The following is a 24,207-nucleotide window of genomic DNA, read 5'->3' as shown; positions in this document are numbered from 1 at the left end:
TGATCTGCCCTTTCTATCTGCGAAGCAGATTATTCTGTATTTGCGGATTTATATTCATGGATTCATCCGCAACATCTTTTTTAAGTATATTAAGTTTTGCAGACAAAATCAATATTTTTGGCGTTTTCCGTGATATAAAATCAATGTTGCCAAAAATCCGCAGAGCATGCCTCCCACATGGCACCAGTTATCCACGCCTATGCTTGTAAAGCCAAAGTAAAGACTTAATACGATCATGATCAGGATTCCCTTTGTCGTCATTCCCTCCAGCTTTCCTCTATGGTATATCACAACCCACAAAAGTCCACCGATCACACCAAATACTGCGCCGGAAGCACCGCCGGATACGGCATAATTTCCCGACAATAGCATCATGATATAAGAGAGCAGTCCTCCACCAATTCCTGCGGCAAAATAAACCACTGCCATTTTCCAATGACCTATGTATTTCTCCAGTCTTGATCCGACACAACAGAAAATTACCATATTATTCATCAGATGTGCCACTCCAAAATGTAAAAACATTGCTGTCAATAAACGCCACCACTGATGATTGATCGTAAGAAACTCCGGATACATGGCACCTCTCGATGCCATATAGAACGCATCTTCTGTTGCTCCGCCAAAAGATAATATAATGTATACAAGAATGTTTGCAAGTGCGATCAGCCCTGTGACAAACGGCAGCTGCATGATGGAATGTTTTCCACTTACCGGTGCAGATGCCCGGCTGTTCTGCTGTACATCCATGTGTTCAATTCGATTCTTTAGTCCCCAGAAATCTCCCGGCTGATTCTCATATATGATCAGCTGTTTTCTGTCCTGATCATATATCCAGATATTTTTTCCTTCAGAGCAAAGTTGTTTTGCATTCTCAGACTGATTCGTGAGCAGAATGGTCAGCAGTTCCACATGGTACACCGGAAATCCTTCCAGGAAGTCCTGTAACCTTCCCACCGGATGATAAAAAAGTTCCTGCACCCGCTCCTGCATCACTTGCAGTTGTCCCATCGTCGGCAGATATCCATTCGTACCATCAATGAACATTACAAGATGAAACCCTTCCTCATAATATTTATAGAAAACACCGGTCTCTTCCGGTTTTACTTTACAAAAACGATATCCTTCCTGAGAAAATATCTCCATCCATTCGTTTCTCATTCGCTGTCCACTCCATTTCATAGCCTTTCATGGATATTATAGAGATTTCCAGAGGTAGAAGCAATGATATTTCTCCGATGTTTTTCTTAAATAAATCTAAACTTTTCATCTGCAAACTCAAGGATCTCGTTTGCCTGTAAACTCACTTTCATCTTGTAATCTAAGAGCGTCCCTCCTGCCTTTGTTCCATTGGCAGAATTCATATCTTCAATAAAGTATACATTTTCTACTTTCGTGATTTTTGCATGATGACGGCTGATCGTAGCGCAGTCGACATGACCGGGACAGTCAGCAGCGCTTCCGATCACATATGGAAACGTATCAATTTTCAGATCCGGCAGTTGGTTGTTTCCTTCATATCTCAGAACTCCCCGGATTGTTTTTCTCTGATCCGCCAAAAGGACTGTGGGACGTCCCATTTTTACCTCCTCTTCTTCCGGCTCAAAAACAATGGGCTGGATTTCATTCTTTTTTCTTTTTTCTTTGCCAGCTGCCTCCTATATTCTTTGAATTTCGCAACATCCGGGAAAAAATGTTCGATTGCCTTTTGAAAAATCACTTTTGCTTTACCATCTGCTTTATCTGCTTTGTGAACGTTTTTTCTTTTTCCGTCTGATCTGAAGTCTGCTCAAGCTCTACTCTGCTATTTTCCAGTGTTCTGTCCGGCACAGGTTCTATATCCACACGATCATAAGTAAGACTTTCCCGGATTGCGATCAGACTATAGCCTTCCTTTATCACCTGATCATAAATATGGTATGCCATTTTTACCGCCCGCTGATCTTTATGATCGATTTTTGTGAGAAGATATTCCATGAGTTTTTGAAATCCCTCTGTAATATTCTCCTTCCCTTCCGGGCAATAGCAGAACCAGAAACTTCCATCCCGGTTGTTTTTAAATATACTTTCCCGGGAAAACCAGAGATGCCTGGGATCTAACAGAAAACTTTCTAACCGTTCAAGCGTTCCACATAAGCTTACGAGAAACTGTGTCAGCATCTGACTGTCCATCATTTCCATTTCCAACGCATGATCAAATGCCTGCATTCCTGTAATATCGTACCAGCAGACTGTAGCAGCATCCGCAAAAGTCGTATTGACTGGCACTATCCCTAATATGCTGCTTCTTGTTAATATTTCTTTTTCAAAAGGAAGAAAATCCTGATCCGTCTTGACACACATATAACTTTTTGTCAGTTCCCTTTTATATTCAATCTCCATGAAATAAATCTCCAATATCTGTGATCTCATCCAGCAGATACATTGTATCCACAATATCAAATGATACTCTTGTTCCCAGTTTTGCCACTTGCGCCTTTGTCTCTTCATAGCAATCGATTCCGGTTCTCAGCGCAAGTACCATGACCGCAAGCACAAGTGGCACGATCAATGATGCCTCTATTGAAAAACTTCCCCGCATAACCCGCTCCTTCCATCAAAGTAACAATAAAACATACGCCGTAAATACAAATGGTACAAACGGTATTCTTTCCTTTTTCTTCTTTTTTCTTAAAAAAAAGCAACACTGCCGAGCCGATTCCCGCTAAAACAGATGCCAGCAAAAGCAGCACAAGGTTCTCCCAAATTCCCAGAAATAAACCTGTCATCACAAATAAACATCCATCTCCATATCCGATACTTTCATGTGTAACCAGACTGTAAAGTAATAATGCGATACCAACAGACATTCCCGTCATTAAATAAAAAACGGATTCTTCCTGTGCAAACAAATGCAATAATACGGCTGCCATTCCTCCCAGCAGAAGTAGCGGCACACTCACCCGCTCTGTTTTCCAATCGATCCATGCACATAAAAACAAACTGACCAATAAAACAATCATCCTTATTCCTTCCAGCATTTTGAACACGCCCCCTTTCCCTCCACATCAGATAAGCGTACCATCTCAATGGTTCTTTTAATACCGCTGCAGTTTAAATCTGTGTGATATTTATTTCCGTAATTTGTGATATATACCCTTTCAAATTTGTTGATTTTATCCGCGCAAAGCTCGCATTTGTGGTATCTCTCTCCGCTTTCATTCCGATATTCCGCTATTTGCACATCTTCTACCGACTGAATTGACAAATTCAGATACGTACAGCCCGAAGTCTTATGATACACGGTTCCCTGTTCTGCAATATATACCCATCTGTCACCATCCTGGATGCCAAGTTCGTCTTTCCATCCTGTCCACTTTCGATAAATTGTCTGCTGCGAGAGCCAGAATGACTTTTTCCCAAGCAGACTAACTGGAAATTTCATCTGATAATGGACTCTGAGACAAATATCATTTCCCTCAAAAGACGATTCTGAAAATGTAATTCCGAAAACATTTCCCGTCACAAATTTTCGGATATTATCATCTTCGCGCGCCTTTGCAATAAACATACTTTTTGCAAGTACCGCATACTTTTCTTCCTGACTGTCCTTTACGGCTGCATAGACAGACAGCGTGCGTCCCGTATCTTCTAATGCATCCTGCACGCAGAGCTGCACCTGCATAACACGAAAGAAAAACAACACAAATGTAAACAGACAGGCAAGTATCGGCACCACAACTGCTGCCTCCAATGTCATAGAACCGGACGGACAGGTGCATCCGGGTGTCTCTTTGGGTGCATTGGTCCAAGCCGGACCTTTCCTAAAAGAACATCTTTCAGGGAGAGATTTTTGTTCATTTTTTATAGTTTTGGAGAAGATAAGAGACACCCGGACACACCTGCCTTTCTTATGGAATGTAATTGATCTGATTTTCTCTTCGGAAGGAATATTGTTTTAATTTTTCACTATTTATAAAAGACAACCTGGAAAAAAGAGGTTCTGCCGCAAATTCCACCTCACACCTGAAACAAACGATCATATGATCCATTCTGCAATCTTTATATTCCTCATTCTGAATCAAGTCCTGCTCCATTACATTGAGCATGCGGCAGGATAATGTTCCATCCTTTGCAAAAAATAAAATCTGCTTTAAATAATCCTGATATTTTAGACCATTGCTGCATTCTTTTGCCCTTGTCTGGCTTTGAAACGACTGTAATAGATGCGCCAAATCTGTCGTCCACTGCTCTTTTGACTTCACCAGCGCAATTTTTCCTCCCATGAGCAATGCCCTGATATCCTGGATACTTTCGATATATGCCCATGCACCGACAACCGCGATCTGTACCGTCTTAATGATTGCCGGATTTCCGGTAAAGCCAGCTAATGCAGCAGCGATTGTCTCGGACTGTAACATTTTTTCTCTGTCCGACAGTAAATATGTGACATTCGAAGCACAGCGATACAATAGCAGTCTGTTGACTACCTCTTCTAAATTCTTTCGTTCTTCTTCATGTCCTCCAATTAAATATTCCAACTCATAGGAATATGCATGGTTTTCTTTCGGGCTGCAGTAGTTGGAAAAATTTGATTCCGCATATTCCAGCACAAGAATTTTCCGATACCAGTCACTTTCTGCTTCGTAATTTATATTTCCTTCACTGCAGGTTCTTTTTTCAATCGCCTCTGCAAGATTCATGCATTTCGTAGAGATTTCGCCGGCGTTTTCCACAACCAGTCCAAGTGTAGAAAGACTCATCGATTTTCTGATTTCATTCACAACATCCAACGGATTTTCTTCCAGAGGCTGTGTATCCTTTTCATTTGTCCTATTCACAATAGATTCATTTTCCTGCCTGCCATTTTCTGCTTTTCCATTGTCTGTCTTTGCTTTCTCTGTCTTTTCCTTCTCTGCCCTTGCACTCTCAATGCTCTCTTTCGCCTGATCAATGGTTTCTTCGACATTCGTCGTATTATTTTTCATGTCATTCTGGTTAATATATCTCTGACGAATCTCTTCTGCTGCCTCTCTGGGCAGATTTGTCTTCATATATGCAGAGATCATATCGAGAAGCACTTCGCCATCAGCATCTGTGACAAGCAAATATTTTGGCTCATAAATGTGGCTGGTCTCCATCTGAAACAGATTCATATCCGGAAACTGCCATCCAAAATTCTTCTGATTCAAATTTTCATCCAGTTTCTCTTTCATTCTCCCTGTCACATTGCCGATTTCAAAAAAATATGTACTATAGCTACCATCCAGCATGAGCAAATGAAACTCTTCCCATAAATAAGGCTGATATTCTGCCGCCACACATTCCACGCCCTGTCTTCCTTTCCAGTCCGCATATTGAGACAGCCCATAAAATCTTGCTGCCTCAAGTAATACAAAAAGGGCTGAAAGTACAAAACTCATACATAGCGCTGAAAATACCGTAATACTTCCCTTCTTCACTAGATACTTCCCGCCTTGCTGTTAATCGTTTCGAAAATACTGTTCACCAGATTTGTGAGCTGCTTTTTAAAGATGATTACAAGCCCTATTAAAACGACAAGTATCAATATCATTTCCACAACTCCCACTCCACTCTCATCTGCTGCAAATTCTTTTGCCACTCTTACCATTTGATCTTTCATATTCTTTTTCCTCGCTTTCCTATTTTTAAAAATTAAAAAACTGCTTACATCTACCTTTCATTGTCCGCCCTGCATTTTACAGATCCAACAATTCTCTGATAATCATTTTGAGAAACAATTACTTACTGTAACGAAAGAAACGCAGGAACCATAATAATGACAATGATAATTCCAAACATCATCATCATTGGAAACAGCATTTTTGTCCCTGCCTCCTCCCCGCTTTTCTTTGCCAGATTTTTGCGTTCTTCAAAGGCATCTGAAACTTCCTGTTCTAATAGCTGCACCAGTCCCCTCGTTCCTTTTCGAAGATTCTGGACAAGCAAACTGCAAAATTTCCGGTAACGATGCAATCCACATCGCTCTCCAAAGCGTTCATAAGCCCGTGCCTCTCCAACTCCGCTCTCAATCTCATGACATGTGATAAGCATCTCCTCATATAACGGATGAATCGGTATCGTATTATTTTTCCGCTTATTGCTGTAACTCGTTGCAATTTTGTTCCATGCGCTAAATAATGTCATTCCAGCCCCAAGAAGGATTGTCAACTTGCTCACCAGCTCCGGATACTCAGACTGCAATTTTTCTTTTCGCCGTTTTTCCTCTTCCTGCTTTCTGGATTTCTCGACCAATGGAACACAGCCCGCTGCAATCATCCCAAGAAGCAGCAATTTTAAAGGCATTCTCTCACTTTTTTCCTTCCATATGATTGTCTGGTCATCTATGGATTCCGGCAAAATCAGCGTAGAATCGTTGGTTTTTTCGTTCTTTTTTATTAATTCCTGTTTTAATTTATTGTTAATTTTTTCTTTCTCTGAATATATCTTTGGACAAATTTGAAAGAAAAACTGATACTCCAACGTCTGACTGTCACAGCCTAATTCCACGACAGCCTTCACCAATATTTCCTCTTCCTCTAAACTGTCATTCATTACATGCCCTTCCAGATCGACATACTGATAAGAATCAAAACTCCAATCTGCCGTCACCTGTCCGTCCTGATACTGTGACTGGATGCAGACATCCTTTCGGATCTCATCTACAGATTCATTTTCTCCCGGAAAAGTCTCTGCGATCTCCTGCTCTGCCGCCGCAAGCAATGCCTGCTGTTCTTCCTTCGTCAGCCCCTGCTCTGCCACGTGCACTGACAGTTCCTGTTCCAGTTCCTTCTCTGGAATTTCCCAGATAAGTTCTGCATCGTAGTTGCCATCTCCATATGCCTGCCGCTCCAATACATTTCCCTGCTTTAACACCGGATTCATAGATTCCTGTATCAGCGCTGCCCCAGCCAACACAGCAAATAACGCAAAGACCTTCCCCATTTTTCGATAAAGGCTCTGTCCCTGCTTTTCACTTTTTCTATTTTTCATATATTCCTTCCCAGATTTCACTCAACTCTTCAGAATACACTTAACGCTCCACCCACATATCTGTCAGACCTTAATAGCTGTCATTTTTGCAGAAATTTTTATTGCAGCAAGATACGCACCCAACGCGCCTGTCATAACACTAATTCCAAAAATATTTCCATACAATGGTGCCAAAAAATTCTCCTGATGTCAGATTCAGATATAAAATAATGAAAACAGGAATTACATTCATAATCTTCTGTTCCATCTTCTTTGCAGAAATTACTGTCTGAACCTCTCTTTCCACCTCGATCTTATCGCTGATATGTTCAATGGTTGTTGCTATAATTTTGTGAAAATCACCGCCACTGCGTTTCGCGAACAAAAAAACATCGGAAAAATTCTGAATATCTTCACAATCGCTGCGAAGCGCAAATTCATATAACAGTTTTTCAATTGGCTGGTTCATTCCAACCGCCTGATTGATCTGATGCAGTTCTCCGACAAATATCCCATCCTGTCCATATAGTTCCGTCATCTCCTTCTCGCTCTCCCGCCATGCATTCTCCATGGAATATCCCGCCTGAAGTGCTGCCGCAACACTCTGCATTGCATCGCGGAACTGCAAAAGAAGTGTCTCTTTTTGCTGTTCCCGCCGTTTCTTTTTCTCTCTTTGAATACACAGTGGAATGAAAATAAAAACAGTGACCATGCCATATACAGACTGATATAAAATCCACGCCGCAAGCATTCCCGCCAGAATTCCTTTTCCAATGCAAACCATCATTTCTTTTTTGCTCAAAAAATATGTACTATAATCCATCCAGACAATACCCTGCCCTTATCATTTTCTCTGTGTGTATCAGATCACCGACTTTTTCCATTGCTCTATGTACTGTATTTTCATGTACTGTATTTTCTTCCGCTTTCTCTTCTTCCAAGCGGTATATGTCATTCAAAATGATGTTATTTTCCTCGTATCCTGCAATTTCTGTAATTGAAAGTACCTTTCGGCTCTTATCCCGCATACGTCCAAGATGAATCAGAATATCAATGCCGGACGCAATCTGGCTTCGAATCGCTGGAAGCGGCAGTTCCATCCCCATTAAAACCATCGTTTCCAATCGGCTTAACATATCTTTGCAGGAATTGGCATGTCCGGTGGACAAACTTCCATCATGCCCTGTATTCATCGCCTGCAGCACATCCAGTGCCTCCGCTCCACGACACTCTCCCACAATCACCCGGTTTGGTCTCATGCGAAGTGCCGTTTTGATCAGGTCGCGTATCGTGATCGGCAGAACCCCTTCGGTATTGGCATTCCTTGTTTCCAACCGCACCAAATTGGGTTTGTCGATCAATTGCAGTTCTGCCGAATCCTCAATTGTGATAATTCGTTCCTCCCTTGGGATAAACTGTGACAATGCATTTAAAAATGTTGTTTTTCCGGAACCTGTCCCACCGGAAACAAAAATGTTATACCCGGAAAGCACAAGCACTTTTAAAAACTCTGCTGCCTCCTCTGTGATTGCTCCAAATCGGATCAGATCTTCCATCACAAACGGCTGCTCCGGAAATTTACGGATTGAGATAGCCGAACCGTCAATTGCAATCGGCTGTAACACAATATTTACCCTTGAACCATTTGCAAGGCGCGTATCCACGATCGGCGATGCCTCATTCACCATACGGTTATTACTTCCTGCCATCTGCTGAATGACATCATTTAATTTCTCTTTGGAAGTAAAATGCTTATCTGACTCAAACAGCTGCCCTCTTTTTTCGTAAAAAATATGCTCTGCCCCATTTACCATAATCTCTGTGATTTCCGGATCATCCAGTAATTCCTGCAACACATCCAGCTTGCGGAGCGAATGGAACAGATACTGTTCTAACGCTTCCTGCTCTGACAGTTTTAAAAATTTTTGTTTTCCGTAAATACTGCATTTTTCTGAGACAATTGCCCGGATTTCGGTATCACTCATCTCTCTGGTGAGGTCAATTTCCGCGAGAATATGTTCCCTCAGCTTTTGAATTTCTTCATCCGATGTCTGCATAATTCCTCCCAAACTCTCCTTTTCCTCACAATACGCACTCCAAACATTTGCTACTCATCCATGATCTCCTTCCATCTTCTGACAAAATCACCAAATTCACTCCACTGTAACTGCTCGATGACATTTCCACCGCCATGAATATTTTTAGCCGTATATGGCACATTGACTTTGTGAATTTTTTCTGCCACTGCCTGATGTCCTGTCTTTTCCAGCCACTCATAAAAATGCTTGTCCCTGCACTCGTAAAAATAACCTTCCCTGCCAATCAGAAGCAGTTCATCACAGCGGCTCATACAATCTGCCAGTTCCGGCATACTCACGCCAAAATCTACGACAAGCACCTCAAAGTCCGTATTTTGTTCCATAAAATCAATAAATTGTTCCCACTCCTGTCTGCCAATCTGCCTGATATTTTCCGGATTTTCAAAAGGCAAAATCACAGATATTCCGGACATTTCATAGACACAGTTCCAAAAATACTCTGTCGTCAGTTCCCCACTGCGGAGTTTTAAAACTACGTCTGTAAAATCAAAATTCCCTGTTTGTCCGAATAATTCCCGAAAGCCCGAAAACTCAAGGAAATTGAAATACAGTACTTTCTGCTCTCTGCCAAGATTTACCGCATGCATCACCGAAAACAGTTCCTGCATCTCATGACATTCCGGAGAAACTACCCCGATCACCTTCCCATGTGTCGCAACCTGCACTCCCACAGGTTCCCTTTTGGTCATCCCTGCCTGCACATAAATTTCATGCAGCAACTGTTCCATCGGTTGATATTTCGTAACAATTTTCTTCTGCGGTATCGTATCTTTTTCCCACATTGCCTCCTCCGCCGCCTGATTTCCACACAGATCAGACAGATACATGATATTTACGTCCGAAGAAAACTCCTCAAATCCTCTCCCTGCAATCACCAGATCAAAGTTTCCCATTTTCTCATCTCCGGTAAACTGCTCGATCGTGGAATAAATATTCAACTCAATTTCCTGCGCTTTATGGTTCATCATATAAGCCGCAAAGCGCTCACAATAAAACTTGTCCTTATCACAAAGGGCAATTTTAATTTTTTGCAACTACACACCTCCCTGTTACATACACAACTGCCAGCAGGATTTCGATGGAAAAATGAATTTTTGTGAATCTTTCCTTTTTCCCTCCCTGTGAAAGATAAAGCTGCACTACTTTTCCCATGCCAAGCACTGCTGCAAAAAGAAAGGAATCAAACATTACCAGAAATAACTGCTTTGTTGTCAAAAAACTACCTACTAAGGAAAATAATTTGATGTCGCCTGCTCCAAGAGCATGCATCTGAAATAAAAGAAATAAAAGAACCACCGGAATTGTAATATTAAGAATAAAATACAGAATACCAACGTACCCATTTCCCCAAATTTTGAGTACCAGTCCCCATATTAATCCACACACGATCAGCCGGTTACTGATCTTCATGCATTGCACATCTGTTACCACTGCAATCGATAAAAATGTCAGCAGTGTCAGATTTGTAATCGCCCCAATTCATCACCTCGCTTTGTTGTAAGTCGCATTATAGCAACCGCATTTTTGCTTGTCTATAGCAATTGTGAAAAAAGTCGAACTTTGGCAGTTTCCTACAAAAACTTTGTCACCTCAATTCCATAAAGGAGCGCAACCCCAGGGAATCCAAGGGTTCCGGATGTCAAAAGGGTAACCGGATTTAAACCGACATATATATCGAAGCCTTGCTTTTGCAAAATGTCATTGACCAGAAGAATCATGATGGCTCCAAGGACTGTCCGAACTAAAAAATTTAAAATAATCTGTGCCCTTTTTCGCAATAAAAGTACCAGAAGAATGATTCCACAAATGATGGCAAGTACCACCATTCCCATTTTTTGATCCATAACCACCACGTTTTTTGTTTTAATTTATGATTGTTTTCTGGAATTTATGAAAATTATTTGAGATATTGTATAGTTTTTCCATTCCGTGACTATACTATTAATAAGATTTCAGTGACTGTTCCCATGAGGACAGAATTTTATTGATCGGAGGGGATTACCATACGTATTTTACAAGAGGAATATGCAAAGGATAAACACTATACGCTTCTTAAGGATGACCTCCACCAGACCGCACGTGCACTGCAGGATGCTTATAATAACCTGGAAAATGTTGTCGATCCGGATCTGATCGACTGCTACATTTACGAGTTAAACTCCGTGCAGATGCGTTATAAATTTTTGCTCGCAAGCATAAAAAAAAATGGAACTTTCCCAGTAATTTCCGGCACTTTAATCGAAAAGAAGAGGCTTCTATGCAAAGAAGCCTCTTGATTTGTCCAGTTCCTGGCAGTTTTCCACCAGATCACCTTTTCCGTATGTGTACCCGGCATACACCTGCTGGGTATTTTTCATCATTGGCGCAGAGGAATCTGTCTCTGCCACCTTGCAAAAACTCTGATATAATTTCCGAAGCATTTTTTCTGCAGTTTCAATCTCCGTCAGACTCCGTTTATACATTGCTGCCGCAAGGGAATCCCTGCAGAAAACATAAATCCGGTAAAGATTTCTGGAGATGTCATAAGAAAAATCCAGTGTCTGCATTAACTCACCAATGGAATTCTGTGCTTTCCGCAGAGCCACCTTAAACTCTTCCCATTTTTCTTCCTGATATGCTTTTTTTGCATCATCCAGATAAGCAAAGATGATCTCATAATTGATCACCGTAAGCCCGCTCCGGTTGCTCTGGCTGATTCTTCTGGTAAAATCCAAAATCTGCTCTTTTTCCACGTTTTACACCATCCCTGCAAAAATACTACTGTAACAATGATAAAACATTCTGTGGAAGATCATTTGCCTGACTTAAAACTGACACGCCTGCCTGCTGAAGTACATTGTACTGTGTATAATTGGTCATTTCCTCTGCCATATCCACATCTGTCAGTCTTGACATTGCATCCGTCATATTCTCCTCAAATGTATCGAGACTGGAAGTTGCATACTCCAGACGGTTTTCATAAGCACCGATCTTGGAACGTGCATCAGATACCATTGCAATTGCATCGTCCAATGCACTGATTGCACGGTCAGCTCCTGTCACAGTTGTGACATCCAGATCATCGATATAAAGGGTCTCACAGGAAATTTCCTGAATGCGGACATCCATATTCTGATGCTCGTTAGCTCCGATATGAAGTGTCATATTACCGATATCAGTCACATCAAAGACTGTCTTTCCTGTTTTTCCCTCTTTTGCCAGAAAACTCATGGAAAATCCATCTCTGTCCGTGATCGTCACTCTGTTTCCATCGGTTGCAACGGTTGCGGTGTTTGAAAAAATAGATGTATCTGTTGTTCCCGCAATCACCTTTCCAACACTAAGTTCCACTTCTGCATCCGTTCCAGAATTTCCGGCTTTTGCTGCATCATAAGTCATTGTTCCTGTTTTCGCATCTGTTGTAAGATCTGTGGTATAACCTAACGCTGTTGCAAAATCTTTCGTTGTACTCACACCTTCTTTTCCAGAAAACGTTATAACTAACGCTGCCGAAGAACCATATCTGCTTGCCTGAAGACCAGTAAACGTACCATCGTCCGTCTTCATCTCTGCCTCGCCAACCTCTGCTGCTGCACGGATTTTCTCATAAACTTCTGCCATTGTGTCATTTGCATCAATATCCACGGAAGAACCATTGATGGAAATTGTTCCAGATGCACCGATTGCCCCCGTACCCGTAGAATTAATTCCCACATCTGTTGCAGTATCTGTTGCCTTTGTTGCGGCTGTTTTGATATTGATCTCATATTTTCCCGGGTTTACATAATCCGAAACATTCACACGGGAAACATTTGCGTTATCCGTATAAACACGTGTATCCAAAGAACCATCCAACAGCGATTTTGAATTGTACTCCGTATCTTTGGAAATACGGTTGACCTCATCCTTCAACGCCTCGATCTCGTCCTGGATTGCCTGTTTGTCCTCTAAAGAGTTCGTTCCGTTTGCTGCCTGGACAGAAAGTTCACGCATTCTCTGTAAAATAGCACTTGTCTCATTCAATGCGCCATCTGCGATCTGAAGTACAGAAGTTCCATCGGATGCATTGGAAGATGCTCTGTCTAACGCATCGATCTGTGCCTGCATCTTATTGGAAATTGCCATTCCTGCAGGATTATCCTTTGCATGATTGATCTTCAAACCGGAAGAAAGTCTCTCCATGGATTTTGTAAGATTGTTTTCTGTACGAAGCAGCTGTTTATTGGTGATCACTGCTGACATATTATTATTAATTCTCATATTTTTCCTTCCTTCTCAACTCATCTGCTTCATATATCGTCAAAATCCTCTTTTTCCCTTAGAAAAATCTACAAATTTATTTGCTTTCCAAAGCAAATCGTATTATAATTACCTCGTTATTGGACACACTAATACGGCAAATATCACTTTGTCGTATGTGGGAATACAACGAAAAAGTATCAGAACTTTTTCCAAAAAGATACAAGGAGGATATCAGAATGGCTCAGGTTAATAAATCAACCATGATTGGTGAATTACTTCAGATTGACCAGAATATTGCACCAATTCTTTTAAATATTGGTATGCATTGTCTTGGATGCCCATCTTCCCAGATGGAAACAATTGAAGAGGCAGCTATGGTTCACGGAATTGATCCAGATGCTTTAGTAAAAGAGATCAACGATTTCTTAGCAAAAGACCTCGCTTAGTTTTAAGCAAACATTATTACAAAAAAGGTATCGGCAAATTGCCGGTACCTTTTCTTTTTGCCCGAAGGCTTTTTGATTCGTTTATAATTCTGCCAGAGTCTGAAGCGCATTTCCCTGCAGGATCATATGATAATGTTCCCTGAAAAATGCTCCTATTGCCGGCGTATATGGCTGCTGAGCTGCATATTCTGATAAAATATTGCAGACCTTATTGAATGTTTCCGGTGACTGATCACTCTTACTCACCAGCAGATAATAGCGGTTGGCGGTCTGACTCTTGTAAAGATCATTCGCTCCCGCATAAAAACTATTCAATATATGCGCAAGTCTTGTCACTTCATCAAGATTCTTGAAAACAAACAGCTTTGTAATGTCTACAAGTACGTTTACCGGAGTTTCTTCCTTCGCTGTTTTCTCACTGCTCTCTGCCGTCTGGGTATCCCCCTCCGGCTCCTTTGCAGCTTTCTTATGCTCTTCCTGAATCTTTCTGAATAATCCTAATATATCATCAGCGCCTGCTGCCGCTGCATTCTGCACACTGCCTGACATAGCATCTTCATACAAATCTTCCGGATCAGGATCTGAAAACCTGGAAAAACGTGTATCAAGTTCCTCCGGATATTCTACCTTCGTAATCACCAGAATAATTGTGTCCGCGGAAAGCGGGATAGCTTCAATCATAAGCGGTATATCGTCTGCTTCAAATCCAAATTCATAGGCAGCCTGCTGCATCATATCTCGAAACAGCATCTTCGCCTTTTCGGTCCCGTATGCGAGTTCACTGAGCTTAATCTGACGTTCTGCCAGATCTTCTCTGGTCAAAGTGCAACGAATCTGATTCTCATTCACTTTTTCAATTTTCATATTATCACTTCCTTCATCCGGAAAACCTTGTAAACTGTACATCTATTATAATCAAATGCCCTATTGATGTAAAGTATACCATTTTATTAAATATTTCTAAACTCATCTTCAATTCCTTTGCACCCATAAAATTTTGTGAAAATTCACCAAAGTTATAAAAAGTAGTTGCAAAACAATTTTGTTCATGTTATAAAGGTATGCATGAGATGGCGAAACGGATACGCTTTGAAAGGAGCGATCTTTCGTTAAACCAACAACTTTGTTTGGCAAATACCGGGTTCTATCTACTCTTGGTACTGGAAACAGCAGCACCGTCTATCTTGCCGAACATATCAGACTGAACGTATACCGGGCAATCAAGTGTATCCCCAAAGACACTTCTCTGGTATCTTCACCTTCTTCGGAAGCCACACTTCTGAAGAATCTCAATCATCCTGGAATTCCCATTATTTACGATATTGAAGAAGATGAACATTTCTTTTATATCATCGAGGAATTTATTCAGGGACAATCCATTGACACTTTTGTGTCATATCAAAAAATTTCCCATGAACTTTTAATAAAATTTGGCATCCAGCTTTGTGATATTTTAGATTATCTGCATCATTTAATGCCATATCCAATCCTATATCAGGATCTAAAACCAGAGCATATTATAGTATGTGGAAATCAGATAAAATTAATCGATTTTGGAATTGCATCTTTTTTTACCGGTTCTGGAAAAAATTATCAAATTTACGGAACAATGGATTTTGCTGCGCCGGAGGCTCTGAATGGTCTTCCAGTAACGCCTTCCGCAGATGTGTATGGACTCGGGAAAGTCCTGCAATATCTGAGCAGCTATACAACGGAACCCTGTTCCACTATTTTTCAGACAATCATTCAAAAAGCTACTGCATATGATGCAGCGGACAGATATGAAACGGTCCGTCTTTTTAAAGAAGCTCTTGAACAGGATCTAAAAACAGCGTGTCCATCCGTTTCCCATCTCACAATCAAAAATATTTCTGTTTTTGGAAGCAAACCAGGTATTGGCACAACACATATTGCCATAGCACTTGCCAGCACCTTAACTGCAAATGGTTATCCTGCCGTTTACACAGAACGTAATGGTAACAATCATCTGCGTTCCATGCTGCAGGAGCATCCGGCAGTCAAAGAACAGAATGGTATCTGTTATTACAAATATTTCCGCGGTATCCCGGACTACGGTCAGGGGATTGAACCGCCCGATTCCGGAGACGCCATTTATGTGAAAGACTTTGGTGTATATCAGAAGGATATAATAGAATTAGGCCCAGAGAATTTTAATCTTTTTATCTTAAGTGGCAGTCCGTGGGATCTCGCACAGACCATCTCCACCGGATTGGAATTATCCTGTCTCGGAAACACCGCTTTTATCTGTAATTACAATAACCAGTCCTCTGCAAAAAAACTTGCAGGAAAACTCGGCTGTAAAGTATACTGCTTTCCTTTTGACGGGGATGCATTTACCTGTACCGAAACCAAAACAGATTTATTCTTTCATGTATTATCTTTCGAAAGGGGAAAAAAGAAATTTTTAAATTTCAGAAAAAGACAACCTTAAAACATTATTCGATCGGCATCTGTGGCTGCGGTCACGGCTGTGGTGCCACGCATCTTTCCATTGCACTGTCAAACTACTGTGCTTCCAAACTGCGCTGTTCCACTGCCTGTCTGGAACTAAACCAGTCTCAGGATTTTGAGAATCTGTCCGGATTCACATCCAAAGACACACCTTTTTTCAAAAAAGAAAGCCCTCATAATATGTTTACCATTTATGATGTTGATTATTACCCTGCGGTTTCAATTGGGGAAATTCCGCAAATTTTAAATCATGGCTACTGTTATCTGCTGTATGATTTTGGTGTGCTGACAGAGACAAACTACAATGAATTCTTACGATGCGACCGGAAAATCGTAATAGGCAGCCTTGCGCCGTGGAAAGAGCAACTTTACCACAAATTTATTCAATCAACTTTTATCGGGCAGAAATCAGGGGAAGACTTTTACTATTTAGTATTGTTCGGAGAAGGAAATGATATGCAGGCTTTTCGTAAAAAATATCATCTGTCCATGGCGCAAATTCCCTTTTTCAAGAATCCGTTTCATATCGAAAAAGAACAGTTCCCTTTTTTACAGGAACTGCTTTAGGAGGCATTCACATTTTACACAATCGTAAAAAACAATTTTAATTACTTTTTTCATCAGCATATGCATTGCAGGCATTCCTTTGTCGATTCTGCTCTTGATCCAGCGCTACAATTGTAGGGTATTAAAGCAGGCAGTGTCTGCCTACGAAGCCGAACAGAACGCCTACGTGGACACAAACGTGTATCTTCTGTCAAAAGCACTTCCTGCTGGGGAAGCACTGACAAAGGATGATCTGACCTCGTGCACGGTAAAACTTCCACGCAGTCAATCGATTCTCTATGCTTCTGACAGCAAAAATCTGATCGGTCAATATGCGAAAACGGCACTGAAAAAAGGACAGCTTCTCACAGCCGATTTTTTCTATTCGGATGAAAGACTTACAGAACGTAACCGCTATCTCGAATTATCAGATATCCGCTTACCGGAATCCGTTCACACCAATAATCTGATTGATATCCGAATTTCTTTTCCTACCGGCGAAGATTATATTGTTTTGAACCAGCAGCGTGTTCTTTCCTTATTAAATGAGGATGAAGCAACTTCTGTCTGCGGCATAGCTTTAAATCTTTCCGAGGAAGATCTGCTCCGGCTGTCAAGTGCCCGTGTCGATGAAAATTTGTTTGAAGGTACCTATCTGTATGCGGTTATTTACCAGGCAGATTTTGAAAATGCTGCTGTGACAACCTACCCGGTAAACCCACAGGTATTCACCTTAATGCAATGGGATCCTAATATTGTTTCGCTTTTTACTGTAAAAAAGGAACAGGAAAAACGTTCTGTATTAGAGAACCATCTGCAATTATTTACCCAGAAGGAAATGGGGAATTCTATCGAAGCTGAGCTGGAATCTCTTCCGGACAGCCAAGAGGAATTGCCAGAACAGGATAATAATATATCACAAATGTAACCTATGCGTTTTCCTTTTGGTCAGGACTATAAGCAGGAGAAAATCTTATGGTTGAAAAAACAGAAAAACTCTATATGGAACTGTCCGCCTTAGAAAACAGGGGTGTGACGATCTGGCTTGAGGGAACTCCAAGCAATTCCCTCAATGTATCAAATCAATTATCCATTCACGAAGATACCTCTTACATGAGGGATTACGTGTTTGAAGAAGGGAGGCTGAAAGAGGTACATTTTGACAAGGTTTCTAAATGAACCTGTATTATTTTGTCATTCTCTCCTTTTGTAAATGGAGACTTTTGACATTCATTCTTGTAACTTATTATATTGTAGATATCGTTTATGCATAAAAGCAGTGGATGTTCTAAGGCCCTCAAAACCTGATGATCCAGGTGTCTATATAACACTATTTGATAAGAAAAAGATTCAGAAGCCGCGGGGAGTCCGCGGCTTCTTTGCATTTCTGTCGGTTCAAATTTACATTTTTTTTATGTCCACGAATAAGAAATTCTTAATAATACTTTTACTATGATTTTAAGTGTCAATATGCTACAATTGTTTTTGTAAATGTAATCCATTTCACCATACTGATCATTACATTTCACAAATTGATAAAATTTGTTCTCAAAATGCACTTTTTCGATAGAAAGGAACTTTTATGAAGAAAAAAATTATACCGGTTTTTGCGGCTATCGCACTTATCATTGTCGTTGTTTTATTTATGGTATTAGGAAATATCATTGAAAAATACACTCCTTCCAAGGAGACAAAAGATCTGTCTGAATATTATGGACTGACTTCGGATACAGATGTCGCTCTCATATGCAACAACGAAGTCATTGATACCAAAGGAAAACTTGTAAACGGAGAAGTTTATTTAAGTTATGAAACAGTACGGAACTATCTCAATGCACGTTTTTATTGGGATCCCAATGAAAATATCCTCCGTTACACAACCGCCAATGATCTGATTTCCGTAAACGCGGAAAGTTCTGATTACACCGTGAACAAAGATACACAGTCATTTGGCCAGACAATTGTAAAAGCAGATGCCTCTACCGCTTATATTGCAATCGATTTTGTCAAACAGTACTCTGATTTTCAGTACAATTACTATACGGATCCAAACCGTGTCGTTCTTACCAATGCATGGGGAGATTATACCATTGCTTCTGCAAAGCAAAAAACAGAAATCCGTTATCAGGGCGGTATCAAAAGTCCGATTCTTACAGAAGCAGATAAAAATACCGAGCTCACTATTTTAGAACCGGGTGATACCTGGACAAAAGTTGCCACAAATGATGGATATATCGGTTATATCAAATCCAATAAACTTGGAACAACTTCTACTACGACAATTTCCAGTGACTATGTTGCAGAAGAATTTTCCCATATTACCAAAGATTACAAGATTAATATGGCATGGCATCAGGTAACCAATCAGTCTGCCAACGACAATCTTGCTTCTATCTTACAGAAAACAAAGGGAATTAACATACTTTCTCCAACCTGGTTTTACTTAAACGACAACAATGGAAACATTGCTTCCCTTGCAAGTTCCACTTATGTTGATTACTGTCACCAGAATGGCATTGAAGTCTGGGCATTGATCAGCAATCTGGAAAATGACAGCGTCAATACTGCAGAAGTGCTTTCCCACACTTCCTCCAGAGATAATCTGACCAACAATATTATCTCTGCCGCTATCCAGTACAATCTGGATGGAATTAATGTCGACTTTGAAGCATTGAATGCGGATGCTGTAGGAAACTCCTACATTCAATTCATCCGTGAGTTGTCATTAAAATGTGCCAACAATGGAATTGTACTTTCCGTTGATAATTATGTTCCAAGTGATTACACTGCATTTTATAATCGTGCCGAGCAGGCTCTTTTTGCTGATTATGTTGTGATCATGGCATATGATGAACATTATGCAGGTTCCCCGGAAGCTGGTTCCGTTGCTTCGATTGGTTTCGTGACAGATGGTGTGGAAAATACTTTAAAAGAAGTTCCTGCAAACCAGGTAATCCTCGGTATGCCATTTTACACAAGAGTCTGGTCCGAGACACCGGTAGAATCCGATTCCACTGCAACCGATGAAACGGACACAACCGTTGATTACGAATTATCTTCCTATGCGACCAATATGACAGAAGTACAGAAACTCATCAGTGCAAATGGTGTGCAGCCTGTATGGCTCGATGATATCGGACAGAATTATGTCGAATATCAAAATGGTGGTGTCAACTACAAGATCTGGATTGAAGATGCAACTTCATTGGAGAAAAAGCTTACCGTCATGGACACCTATGGTCTTGCCGGTGGTTCCTTCTGGAAACTTGGAATGGAAGATTCCTCTATCTGGGATACCATTATCAAATATATCAATTAGTGTTTGAAAACGATCCTGAAACGCAAATTCAGGTACAACCGATCAATAGATTCATATCTCCCACAGTTTGTGAATACAATATAGAAACAAACTGTGGGATTTTTTATGAAAAGAAAAATAGAATTGCTTATGGGACTTTGTGTGATTCTCTGTGCCTTTGTCCTCGCCCGTAAAGGAGCTGTTTTTGTACAGAGCGAGCAGGCAAAATCTGCGCCTGCCTGCATTGTTGTAGATGCCGGTCATGGTGGTGATGATCCGGGAAAAATCGGCATCAATGACGCGTTGGAAAAAGACATCAATCTTCAGATTGCATTAAAACTGCAAAAAATATTAGAACAAAATAACATCAAAGTTGTGATGACACGAAACACAGATGCCGGACTGTATTCCGAGGGCGCAACCAATAAAAAAGCGGAGGATATGCAGAAACGCTGTAAAATTATCGAGGATTCCAATGCCCTTTTTACGGTAAGTATTCATCAGAACAGTTACACTTCACCTGAAATTCAGGGAGCACAGGTCTTTTATTATGGACAGTCAGAAAATGGGAAAAAACTTGCCGAGATTTTGCAGACAGCTCTGATCGAACAGGTCGATCCCGACAACCACCGTGCTGCCAAGGCAAACGAAAGCTATTATCTTCTAAAAAAAACACCCACACCTACGGTCATCGTAGAATGTGGGTTTTTAAGCAATCCAATAGAGGCGGAACTGCTTTTGCAGGATGACTATCAGGATCAATTAGTCAACGCTATTTACACCGGCATTAAAACTTATCTTGGAGACGAACTCCCGCAAAACGAATCATCGTAATTATTCAAATTCACGGATTGTTTTTAAAAATGCCTCTGCAATATGGTATAAACGGGCAGTCTGCACTTTGTATACAGAATCCTCTTTTTTTCCCTCTGTGGACTGTCCCTCTTTATCCACAGCTTCTTTCGCAGAAGCTGCTGAATCATTCACAGACGTTACATTTCCACTCTTTCCCGATGCGACACCGGAAAAATGATTTAAATCGAGGTTTTTTTCTATTGCAAATCTGAGGTCTACCTGCTCTCCGTCACTCTCCTGAATGGCAGATGCCAGAAATCCCATCTGATCTGCCAGAAGATCTCTTGTCTCCTGTTTATCGGTCACAACCAGACCGCTGATTCCTTCCTCTTTCGCCTGAAATGTCGCTGCGATCTTACCAGACATTTCGCTTTCTAACATAATGTCCACAATACCTTTTGTCTCTACTCCACGGACAATCTTCAGGGAAACATTGGTCACTTTATCCCCCACCAGAACCGGAATGGAATACTGCTCTTTTTTCGCCAAAGTCTGATTAATGGAAAGTTTTGCCTGCATAAGACGCATCTCGCGCACATCAATGCTGGTCACTTCATCGCTGGAGATCATCGTCTTCATCACGTTCTCCGCAACTTTTCCCAATGTCTCCTGAACCTCTGCCAATGCTTTGGGCTCCGAAACTGCCTCTCCAAAATCCTCGATAATACTTTCCTTGATCGCTTCGATATCTTCTGCTGTGATTTTTTTCTCACGATCCGGATTCGTACTCTCTTCCCCGAAGATCTGTCGGAACAGTTGATTACGGTTCGCCATCATCGACTGGATAGCATTGACATTCATTGCGCTGTTTGGCAGATCAAACTGCTCTAACATCCGGTAAATCTCATCCGGAGCAGCCGCTGCTTCCTGCACCATCCGCATCTGTTCCTGAAGATATTCCCGCTCGGCTGCTGCGTCTGTGTCGACAGTTTCCGCAAGTGCATGCGCAAATTCCTCCGGAGTCATATTCTGCCAGTCCGGATGCTGATCAAATACCTGCTGCAATCTGCCCGGTGTCAAAAGATCAGCTGCGTCCTTCATACAGTTTGTCTGGTAAGCGGTCTCGATCTGATCTGTAATGGAGTTTGTGTTTACCGTCTGCTCTTTGCTCTCTCCGTAATCATTGTCCACAGAAATATCCATGCGATTTGTCTTGTGGGATGACCGCACGGCAGTGAGCAGATTTTTCATGGTCATCTCTGCCCCCTGATTTACCAATGCACCGATCGCCGCACCGTCTGTCTGCTCCACCTGATGGATGAGACGGTAAATTCCGATATAGGAGTTTCGTTCTTCCTCTGTGATCTGATTATTTTTTTCCAATTTATATAAATACTCACTGAACTTCTGATTATCATCTTTTCCAACTTCTGATCTCACCTGCTCCGCAACACGGTTCAGATCCGAAATCTTCATTTCCAGTGGATTAATGCCCTGCTTGATCAGCTGTGTGACAACAGCAGGTGTCATATTTTTAAACATCCGCTGTACTTCTTCATCTGCAGCTTTCATCTGTATAATGGAATCCTCCGTAATTTCAATTCCATTGTACCCAAGAATACGCACTGCACGACGATTTTCTTCCGTTGCTTCCACGCCAAGATCGTTTAAAATATCATCCACATTGCGGAATGCCTTCTGGATGGAATCTCCCATGTCGGTGCGTGGCGCTGTCATTAACGTCTCATACTGCACACCTGCTTTTTCCAGTGCAGATTTCATCTGCATTCCCTGCTCATATGCTCCATCAATCGTGGAAACATCTGCTTCTGGGATTCCAAGCACATACGCCGGAACCTGCCCCAGCTGCGCTACTTTTTCAGTTGTCTCTGCAAAAAGTGCAACATTTTCCGGGGTTGCATCCGCACCCTGTGCTTCCAATAAATTTGTATAGTATTGGTTTTCCATATTTTTCAACTCATCAACGAGTTTCACCAGAGGCTCTGTATCGATGGAAATACCTTTTTTCAAAAGTGCATAATTTGCTTCCGCTGACATTGCAAGACGTACTTCCTCCAACTGTCTCTTTGCCGTGAGAAGTTCTAAGCCTTTATCCGTATAAGCTTTCTGATTTTGGGAGTCGCTTTCAGCATCTTTCCCACGGTTTTCTGCTGCTTTGGCAAGATTATCCACAGTCAGCTCCATGCCATTGTTCACAACATAAGCAACATCTTCATCTGTAGCATTTTCAATCACATCTGCGGCATTCTGTGCCTGATCTCTGAGGCTGTAGCCCTCTGCCACCATTGCATCCTTTGGCATATTTCCCTGTGTAATTGCATCCGCAATCTGTCCCATTGCCTGTGATGGATCCGCCGGAAGTTCCAAAGTTTTCAGATCCTCATAGTAGGTCAGATTCTCTTCCGTGAGGGGAACATCGTTTTGGATCAGCCACTGGCAGTCTGCCATAGTATTCTCATTTACCGGCAATCCCATAGAAGACAGCATGTTCTGGATCTGTCCTGACAACTGTTCCATATCTTCTACGGTCTGCCCTGTATAACCTGCACTGCCTGAAAACTGTGCCATATACAAATTCTCAATCGTTGGCTGCAACTGATTATCCAACATGTATTTGATCGCACCATCTGTCATAGGCTGCAACATCTGCAACTGTTCAAACGCCTCAATGCTCGTTGCAATATTCTCATCTGTCGCCGGAAGATCAGCCTCCTTAAATGCCTGCTCCAACTGGTTTGCAAGTGCCACACTTCCTGTCATCGCCTCTAATTCAGCTGCGTCAAGGTCATCTCCAAACACTTCTTTTCCTGCTTTTGCAAGCTGCATTTTGATTTTGTCTGTCACCGTAATAATCGTATGTGAATCTGTGGAATCCAGGGAAAAACCTTCCTCCTGCATTTTCGCATAATCTTCTTCCGATGTTGTATTTGATAAAACTGCCATCTGATTTTTGCGGTCAAATGCATCCATCCCAGAACTCTCTTCAATCTTTTCCGCTATGGACTTTTTCTCTTCTCTGGCAGGATTCAGGTAGGTAGTATCCTTCATCTGAATGGAAGTCTGTCTGTCGCTCACACTCTTTGTCGTCTTAGCCTTTTCTGCCACAATCCCGGAGGCAGTCTTTACATCTTTGCCTGCCGCCTGCTGCAGCGCCTCCAGAATCTGATTCTGCTGTTCTACTCTCATCTATTTGATATCTCCTGTTTCGGATTTCATTTCACTGCTATGTATATCGGCTCATTTCCTTTTTTCTTAATACAACTGGAGTTTAACTTATGCACTGTCGCTTGTGGGTGGTGTTACGGATTTTTTGCAGGTTGTGTTGTATTGCATGCCT

Annotated in this window: 26 protein-coding genes; 8 read left to right on the top strand and 18 right to left on the bottom strand. The window is 41.4% G+C overall.

The annotated features are described in order from the left end of the window. Positions 1-108: 108 nt before the first annotated feature. The 14 genes from ROSEINA2194_RS19580 to ROSEINA2194_RS03320 all read right to left on the bottom strand — a co-directional run bounded on the left by ROSEINA2194_RS19580 (position 109) and on the right by ROSEINA2194_RS03320 (position 10,915). Positions 109-1,161 (bottom strand): rhomboid family intramembrane serine protease, encoded by a 1,053-nt coding sequence (locus tag ROSEINA2194_RS19580; RefSeq protein ID WP_049887975.1) that lies wholly within the window; start codon positions 1,159-1,161, stop codon positions 109-111. A gap of 86 nt (positions 1,162-1,247) precedes the next feature. Then, the gene (locus ROSEINA2194_RS03375) at positions 1,248-1,580 is read right to left on the bottom strand and encodes an FHA domain-containing protein (protein WP_007883405.1); all 333 of its coding nucleotides are present in this window, start codon (positions 1,578-1,580) and stop codon (positions 1,248-1,250) included. Between the two features lie 136 nt (positions 1,581-1,716). Next, positions 1,717-2,382 carry a DUF6382 domain-containing protein gene (locus tag ROSEINA2194_RS03370; protein WP_044927103.1) on the bottom strand — a complete coding sequence of 222 codons (666 nt, stop codon included), beginning with the start codon at positions 2,380-2,382 and terminating at the stop codon, positions 1,717-1,719. Continuing rightward, on the bottom strand, positions 2,372-2,581 hold the full coding sequence (locus ROSEINA2194_RS20850) for a hypothetical protein (RefSeq protein ID WP_021922184.1): 210 nt from the start codon (positions 2,579-2,581) through the stop codon (positions 2,372-2,374). Before ROSEINA2194_RS20850 ends, ROSEINA2194_RS03370 begins: the two co-directional genes overlap by 11 nt. After that, positions 2,487-3,002, bottom strand: coding sequence for a prepilin peptidase (locus tag ROSEINA2194_RS23750; RefSeq protein WP_217284408.1), 516 nt, complete (start codon positions 3,000-3,002; stop codon positions 2,487-2,489). Before ROSEINA2194_RS23750 ends, ROSEINA2194_RS20850 begins: the two co-directional genes overlap by 95 nt. Before the next feature lie 2 nt (positions 3,003-3,004). Beyond that, positions 3,005-3,718, bottom strand: coding sequence for a pilus assembly protein (locus ROSEINA2194_RS03360; RefSeq protein WP_172727043.1), 714 nt, complete (start codon positions 3,716-3,718; stop codon positions 3,005-3,007). A 172-nt stretch (positions 3,719-3,890) separates the two neighbouring features. Then, entirely contained in the window at positions 3,891-5,441 is a 1,551-nt protein-coding gene (locus ROSEINA2194_RS03355) for a DUF5702 domain-containing protein (RefSeq protein WP_007883394.1), read from the bottom strand. Beyond that, positions 5,441-5,623, bottom strand: coding sequence for a Flp1 family type IVb pilin (locus ROSEINA2194_RS03350; RefSeq protein ID WP_007883393.1), 183 nt, complete (start codon positions 5,621-5,623; stop codon positions 5,441-5,443). The genes ROSEINA2194_RS03355 and ROSEINA2194_RS03350 overlap by 1 nt, the downstream gene beginning before the upstream one ends. A gap of 122 nt (positions 5,624-5,745) precedes the next feature. Next, complete coding sequence (locus ROSEINA2194_RS03345; protein WP_007883392.1) at positions 5,746-6,993, bottom strand: type II secretion system F family protein; 1,248 nt, start codon at positions 6,991-6,993, stop codon at positions 5,746-5,748. 139 nt (positions 6,994-7,132) lie between these two features. Further along, positions 7,133-7,795: a type II secretion system F family protein gene (locus ROSEINA2194_RS03340; protein WP_007883391.1), complete on the bottom strand. Its 663-nt coding sequence runs from the start codon at positions 7,793-7,795 to the stop codon at positions 7,133-7,135. Further along, complete coding sequence (locus ROSEINA2194_RS03335; protein WP_007883389.1) at positions 7,785-9,029, bottom strand: TadA family conjugal transfer-associated ATPase; 1,245 nt, start codon at positions 9,027-9,029, stop codon at positions 7,785-7,787. Before ROSEINA2194_RS03335 ends, ROSEINA2194_RS03340 begins: the two co-directional genes overlap by 11 nt. Positions 9,030-9,079: 50 nt before the next feature. Continuing rightward, the gene (locus tag ROSEINA2194_RS03330; protein ID WP_007883388.1) at positions 9,080-10,105 is read right to left on the bottom strand and encodes a hypothetical protein; all 1,026 of its coding nucleotides are present in this window, start codon (positions 10,103-10,105) and stop codon (positions 9,080-9,082) included. After that, the gene (locus ROSEINA2194_RS03325; protein WP_227970584.1) at positions 10,092-10,523 is read right to left on the bottom strand and encodes an A24 family peptidase; all 432 of its coding nucleotides are present in this window, start codon (positions 10,521-10,523) and stop codon (positions 10,092-10,094) included. Before ROSEINA2194_RS03325 ends, ROSEINA2194_RS03330 begins: the two co-directional genes overlap by 14 nt. 119 nt (positions 10,524-10,642) lie before the next feature. After that, positions 10,643-10,915, bottom strand: coding sequence for a pro-sigmaK processing inhibitor BofA family protein (locus ROSEINA2194_RS03320; protein WP_007883385.1), 273 nt, complete (start codon positions 10,913-10,915; stop codon positions 10,643-10,645). 153 nt (positions 10,916-11,068) lie between these two features. On the opposite strand from ROSEINA2194_RS03320, the gene ROSEINA2194_RS20115 reads away from it, so the two are divergent. Then, positions 11,069-11,347 (top strand): YaaL family protein, encoded by a 279-nt coding sequence (locus ROSEINA2194_RS20115; protein WP_330370248.1) that lies wholly within the window; start codon positions 11,069-11,071, stop codon positions 11,345-11,347. Here ROSEINA2194_RS20115 and ROSEINA2194_RS03315 read toward each other — a convergent pair. Both ROSEINA2194_RS03315 and ROSEINA2194_RS03310 read right to left on the bottom strand, forming a co-directional pair. Next, positions 11,327-11,803, bottom strand: coding sequence for a flagellar export chaperone FliS (locus ROSEINA2194_RS03315; protein WP_007883383.1), 477 nt, complete (start codon positions 11,801-11,803; stop codon positions 11,327-11,329). The two genes, ROSEINA2194_RS20115 and ROSEINA2194_RS03315, sit on opposite strands and share 21 nt — an antisense overlap. 25 nt (positions 11,804-11,828) lie before the next feature. Then, a complete protein-coding gene (locus ROSEINA2194_RS03310; RefSeq protein ID WP_007883381.1) occupies positions 11,829-13,310 on the bottom strand; it encodes a flagellin N-terminal helical domain-containing protein in 1,482 nt (493 codons plus the stop codon). A gap of 218 nt (positions 13,311-13,528) precedes the next feature. Between ROSEINA2194_RS03310 and ROSEINA2194_RS03305 the strand changes: the two genes are divergently transcribed. Then, positions 13,529-13,738, top strand: a complete 210-nt coding sequence (locus ROSEINA2194_RS03305; RefSeq protein ID WP_021922175.1) for a DUF1858 domain-containing protein — start codon at positions 13,529-13,531, stop codon at positions 13,736-13,738. Positions 13,739-13,819: 81 nt separating this feature from the next. Here ROSEINA2194_RS03305 and ROSEINA2194_RS03300 read toward each other — a convergent pair whose 3' ends face one another. Beyond that, a complete protein-coding gene (locus ROSEINA2194_RS03300) occupies positions 13,820-14,602 on the bottom strand; it encodes an adaptor protein MecA (RefSeq protein ID WP_044927100.1) in 783 nt (260 codons plus the stop codon). Between the two features lie 259 nt (positions 14,603-14,861). On the opposite strand from ROSEINA2194_RS03300, the gene ROSEINA2194_RS03295 reads away from it, so the two are divergent. The 6 genes from ROSEINA2194_RS03295 (at position 14,862) to ROSEINA2194_RS03270 (ending at position 20,888) form a co-directional block, all read left to right on the top strand. Then, the gene (locus ROSEINA2194_RS03295; RefSeq protein ID WP_007883376.1) at positions 14,862-16,190 is read left to right on the top strand and encodes a serine/threonine protein kinase; all 1,329 of its coding nucleotides are present in this window, start codon (positions 14,862-14,864) and stop codon (positions 16,188-16,190) included. A gap of 200 nt (positions 16,191-16,390) precedes the next feature. Next, the gene (locus ROSEINA2194_RS03290; protein WP_007883373.1) at positions 16,391-16,777 is read left to right on the top strand and encodes a hypothetical protein; all 387 of its coding nucleotides are present in this window, start codon (positions 16,391-16,393) and stop codon (positions 16,775-16,777) included. 79 nt (positions 16,778-16,856) lie between these two features. Then, positions 16,857-17,684 carry an SAF domain-containing protein gene (locus ROSEINA2194_RS03285; protein WP_172727042.1) on the top strand — a complete coding sequence of 276 codons (828 nt, stop codon included), beginning with the start codon at positions 16,857-16,859 and terminating at the stop codon, positions 17,682-17,684. Positions 17,685-17,731: 47 nt separating this feature from the next. Then, on the top strand, positions 17,732-17,935 hold the full coding sequence (locus ROSEINA2194_RS03280; protein ID WP_007883369.1) for a hypothetical protein: 204 nt from the start codon (positions 17,732-17,734) through the stop codon (positions 17,933-17,935). A gap of 403 nt (positions 17,936-18,338) precedes the next feature. Beyond that, a complete protein-coding gene (locus ROSEINA2194_RS03275) occupies positions 18,339-20,075 on the top strand; it encodes a glycosyl hydrolase family 18 protein (protein WP_007883355.1) in 1,737 nt (578 codons plus the stop codon). A 105-nt stretch (positions 20,076-20,180) separates the two neighbouring features. Further along, the gene (locus ROSEINA2194_RS03270; RefSeq protein WP_007883353.1) at positions 20,181-20,888 is read left to right on the top strand and encodes an N-acetylmuramoyl-L-alanine amidase; all 708 of its coding nucleotides are present in this window, start codon (positions 20,181-20,183) and stop codon (positions 20,886-20,888) included. On the opposite strand, the gene ROSEINA2194_RS03265 is transcribed toward ROSEINA2194_RS03270, so the two are convergent. Further along, the gene (locus tag ROSEINA2194_RS03265) at positions 20,889-24,056 is read right to left on the bottom strand and encodes a DUF6240 domain-containing protein (RefSeq protein WP_007883351.1); all 3,168 of its coding nucleotides are present in this window, start codon (positions 24,054-24,056) and stop codon (positions 20,889-20,891) included. Between the last annotated feature and the right edge of the window lie 151 nt (positions 24,057-24,207).

Origin of the sequence: Roseburia inulinivorans DSM 16841 (assembly GCF_000174195.1) — a bacterium.
Taxonomy (GTDB): Bacteria; Bacillota; Clostridia; order Lachnospirales; family Lachnospiraceae; genus Roseburia; species Roseburia inulinivorans.
Note: the sequence above shows the minus strand (reverse complement) of the source record. Positions and strands in the feature narration are given on the sequence as shown.

Coding starts and splice junctions, on each gene's coding strand:
- ROSEINA2194_RS03335 (WP_007883389.1), bottom strand. CDS start 9,029: ATGCAGACATCGGATGAAGAAATTCAAAAGCTGAGGGAACATATTCTC.
- ROSEINA2194_RS03305 (WP_021922175.1), top strand. CDS start 13,529: ATGGCTCAGGTTAATAAATCAACCATGATTGGTGAATTACTTCAGATT.
- ROSEINA2194_RS03370 (WP_044927103.1), bottom strand. CDS start 2,382: ATGGAGATTGAATATAAAAGGGAACTGACAAAAAGTTATATGTGTGTC.
- ROSEINA2194_RS03270 (WP_007883353.1), top strand. CDS start 20,181: ATGAAAAGAAAAATAGAATTGCTTATGGGACTTTGTGTGATTCTCTGT.
- ROSEINA2194_RS03320 (WP_007883385.1), bottom strand. CDS start 10,915: ATGGATCAAAAAATGGGAATGGTGGTACTTGCCATCATTTGTGGAATC.
- ROSEINA2194_RS03275 (WP_007883355.1), top strand. CDS start 18,339: ATGAAGAAAAAAATTATACCGGTTTTTGCGGCTATCGCACTTATCATT.
- ROSEINA2194_RS20850 (WP_021922184.1), bottom strand. CDS start 2,581: ATGCGGGGAAGTTTTTCAATAGAGGCATCATTGATCGTGCCACTTGTG.
- ROSEINA2194_RS03350 (WP_007883393.1), bottom strand. CDS start 5,623: ATGAAAGATCAAATGGTAAGAGTGGCAAAAGAATTTGCAGCAGATGAG.
- ROSEINA2194_RS03375 (WP_007883405.1), bottom strand. CDS start 1,580: ATGGGACGTCCCACAGTCCTTTTGGCGGATCAGAGAAAAACAATCCGG.
- ROSEINA2194_RS03280 (WP_007883369.1), top strand. CDS start 17,732: ATGGTTGAAAAAACAGAAAAACTCTATATGGAACTGTCCGCCTTAGAA.
- ROSEINA2194_RS03345 (WP_007883392.1), bottom strand. CDS start 6,993: ATGAAAAATAGAAAAAGTGAAAAGCAGGGACAGAGCCTTTATCGAAAA.
- ROSEINA2194_RS23750 (WP_217284408.1), bottom strand. CDS start 3,002: ATGATTGTTTTATTGGTCAGTTTGTTTTTATGTGCATGGATCGATTGG.
- ROSEINA2194_RS03265 (WP_007883351.1), bottom strand. CDS start 24,056: ATGAGAGTAGAACAGCAGAATCAGATTCTGGAGGCGCTGCAGCAGGCG.
- ROSEINA2194_RS03290 (WP_007883373.1), top strand. CDS start 16,391: ATGTTTACCATTTATGATGTTGATTATTACCCTGCGGTTTCAATTGGG.
- ROSEINA2194_RS19580 (WP_049887975.1), bottom strand. CDS start 1,161: ATGAGAAACGAATGGATGGAGATATTTTCTCAGGAAGGATATCGTTTT.
- ROSEINA2194_RS03300 (WP_044927100.1), bottom strand. CDS start 14,602: ATGAAAATTGAAAAAGTGAATGAGAATCAGATTCGTTGCACTTTGACC.
- ROSEINA2194_RS03340 (WP_007883391.1), bottom strand. CDS start 7,795: ATGGATTATAGTACATATTTTTTGAGCAAAAAAGAAATGATGGTTTGC.
- ROSEINA2194_RS03310 (WP_007883381.1), bottom strand. CDS start 13,310: ATGAGAATTAATAATAATATGTCAGCAGTGATCACCAATAAACAGCTG.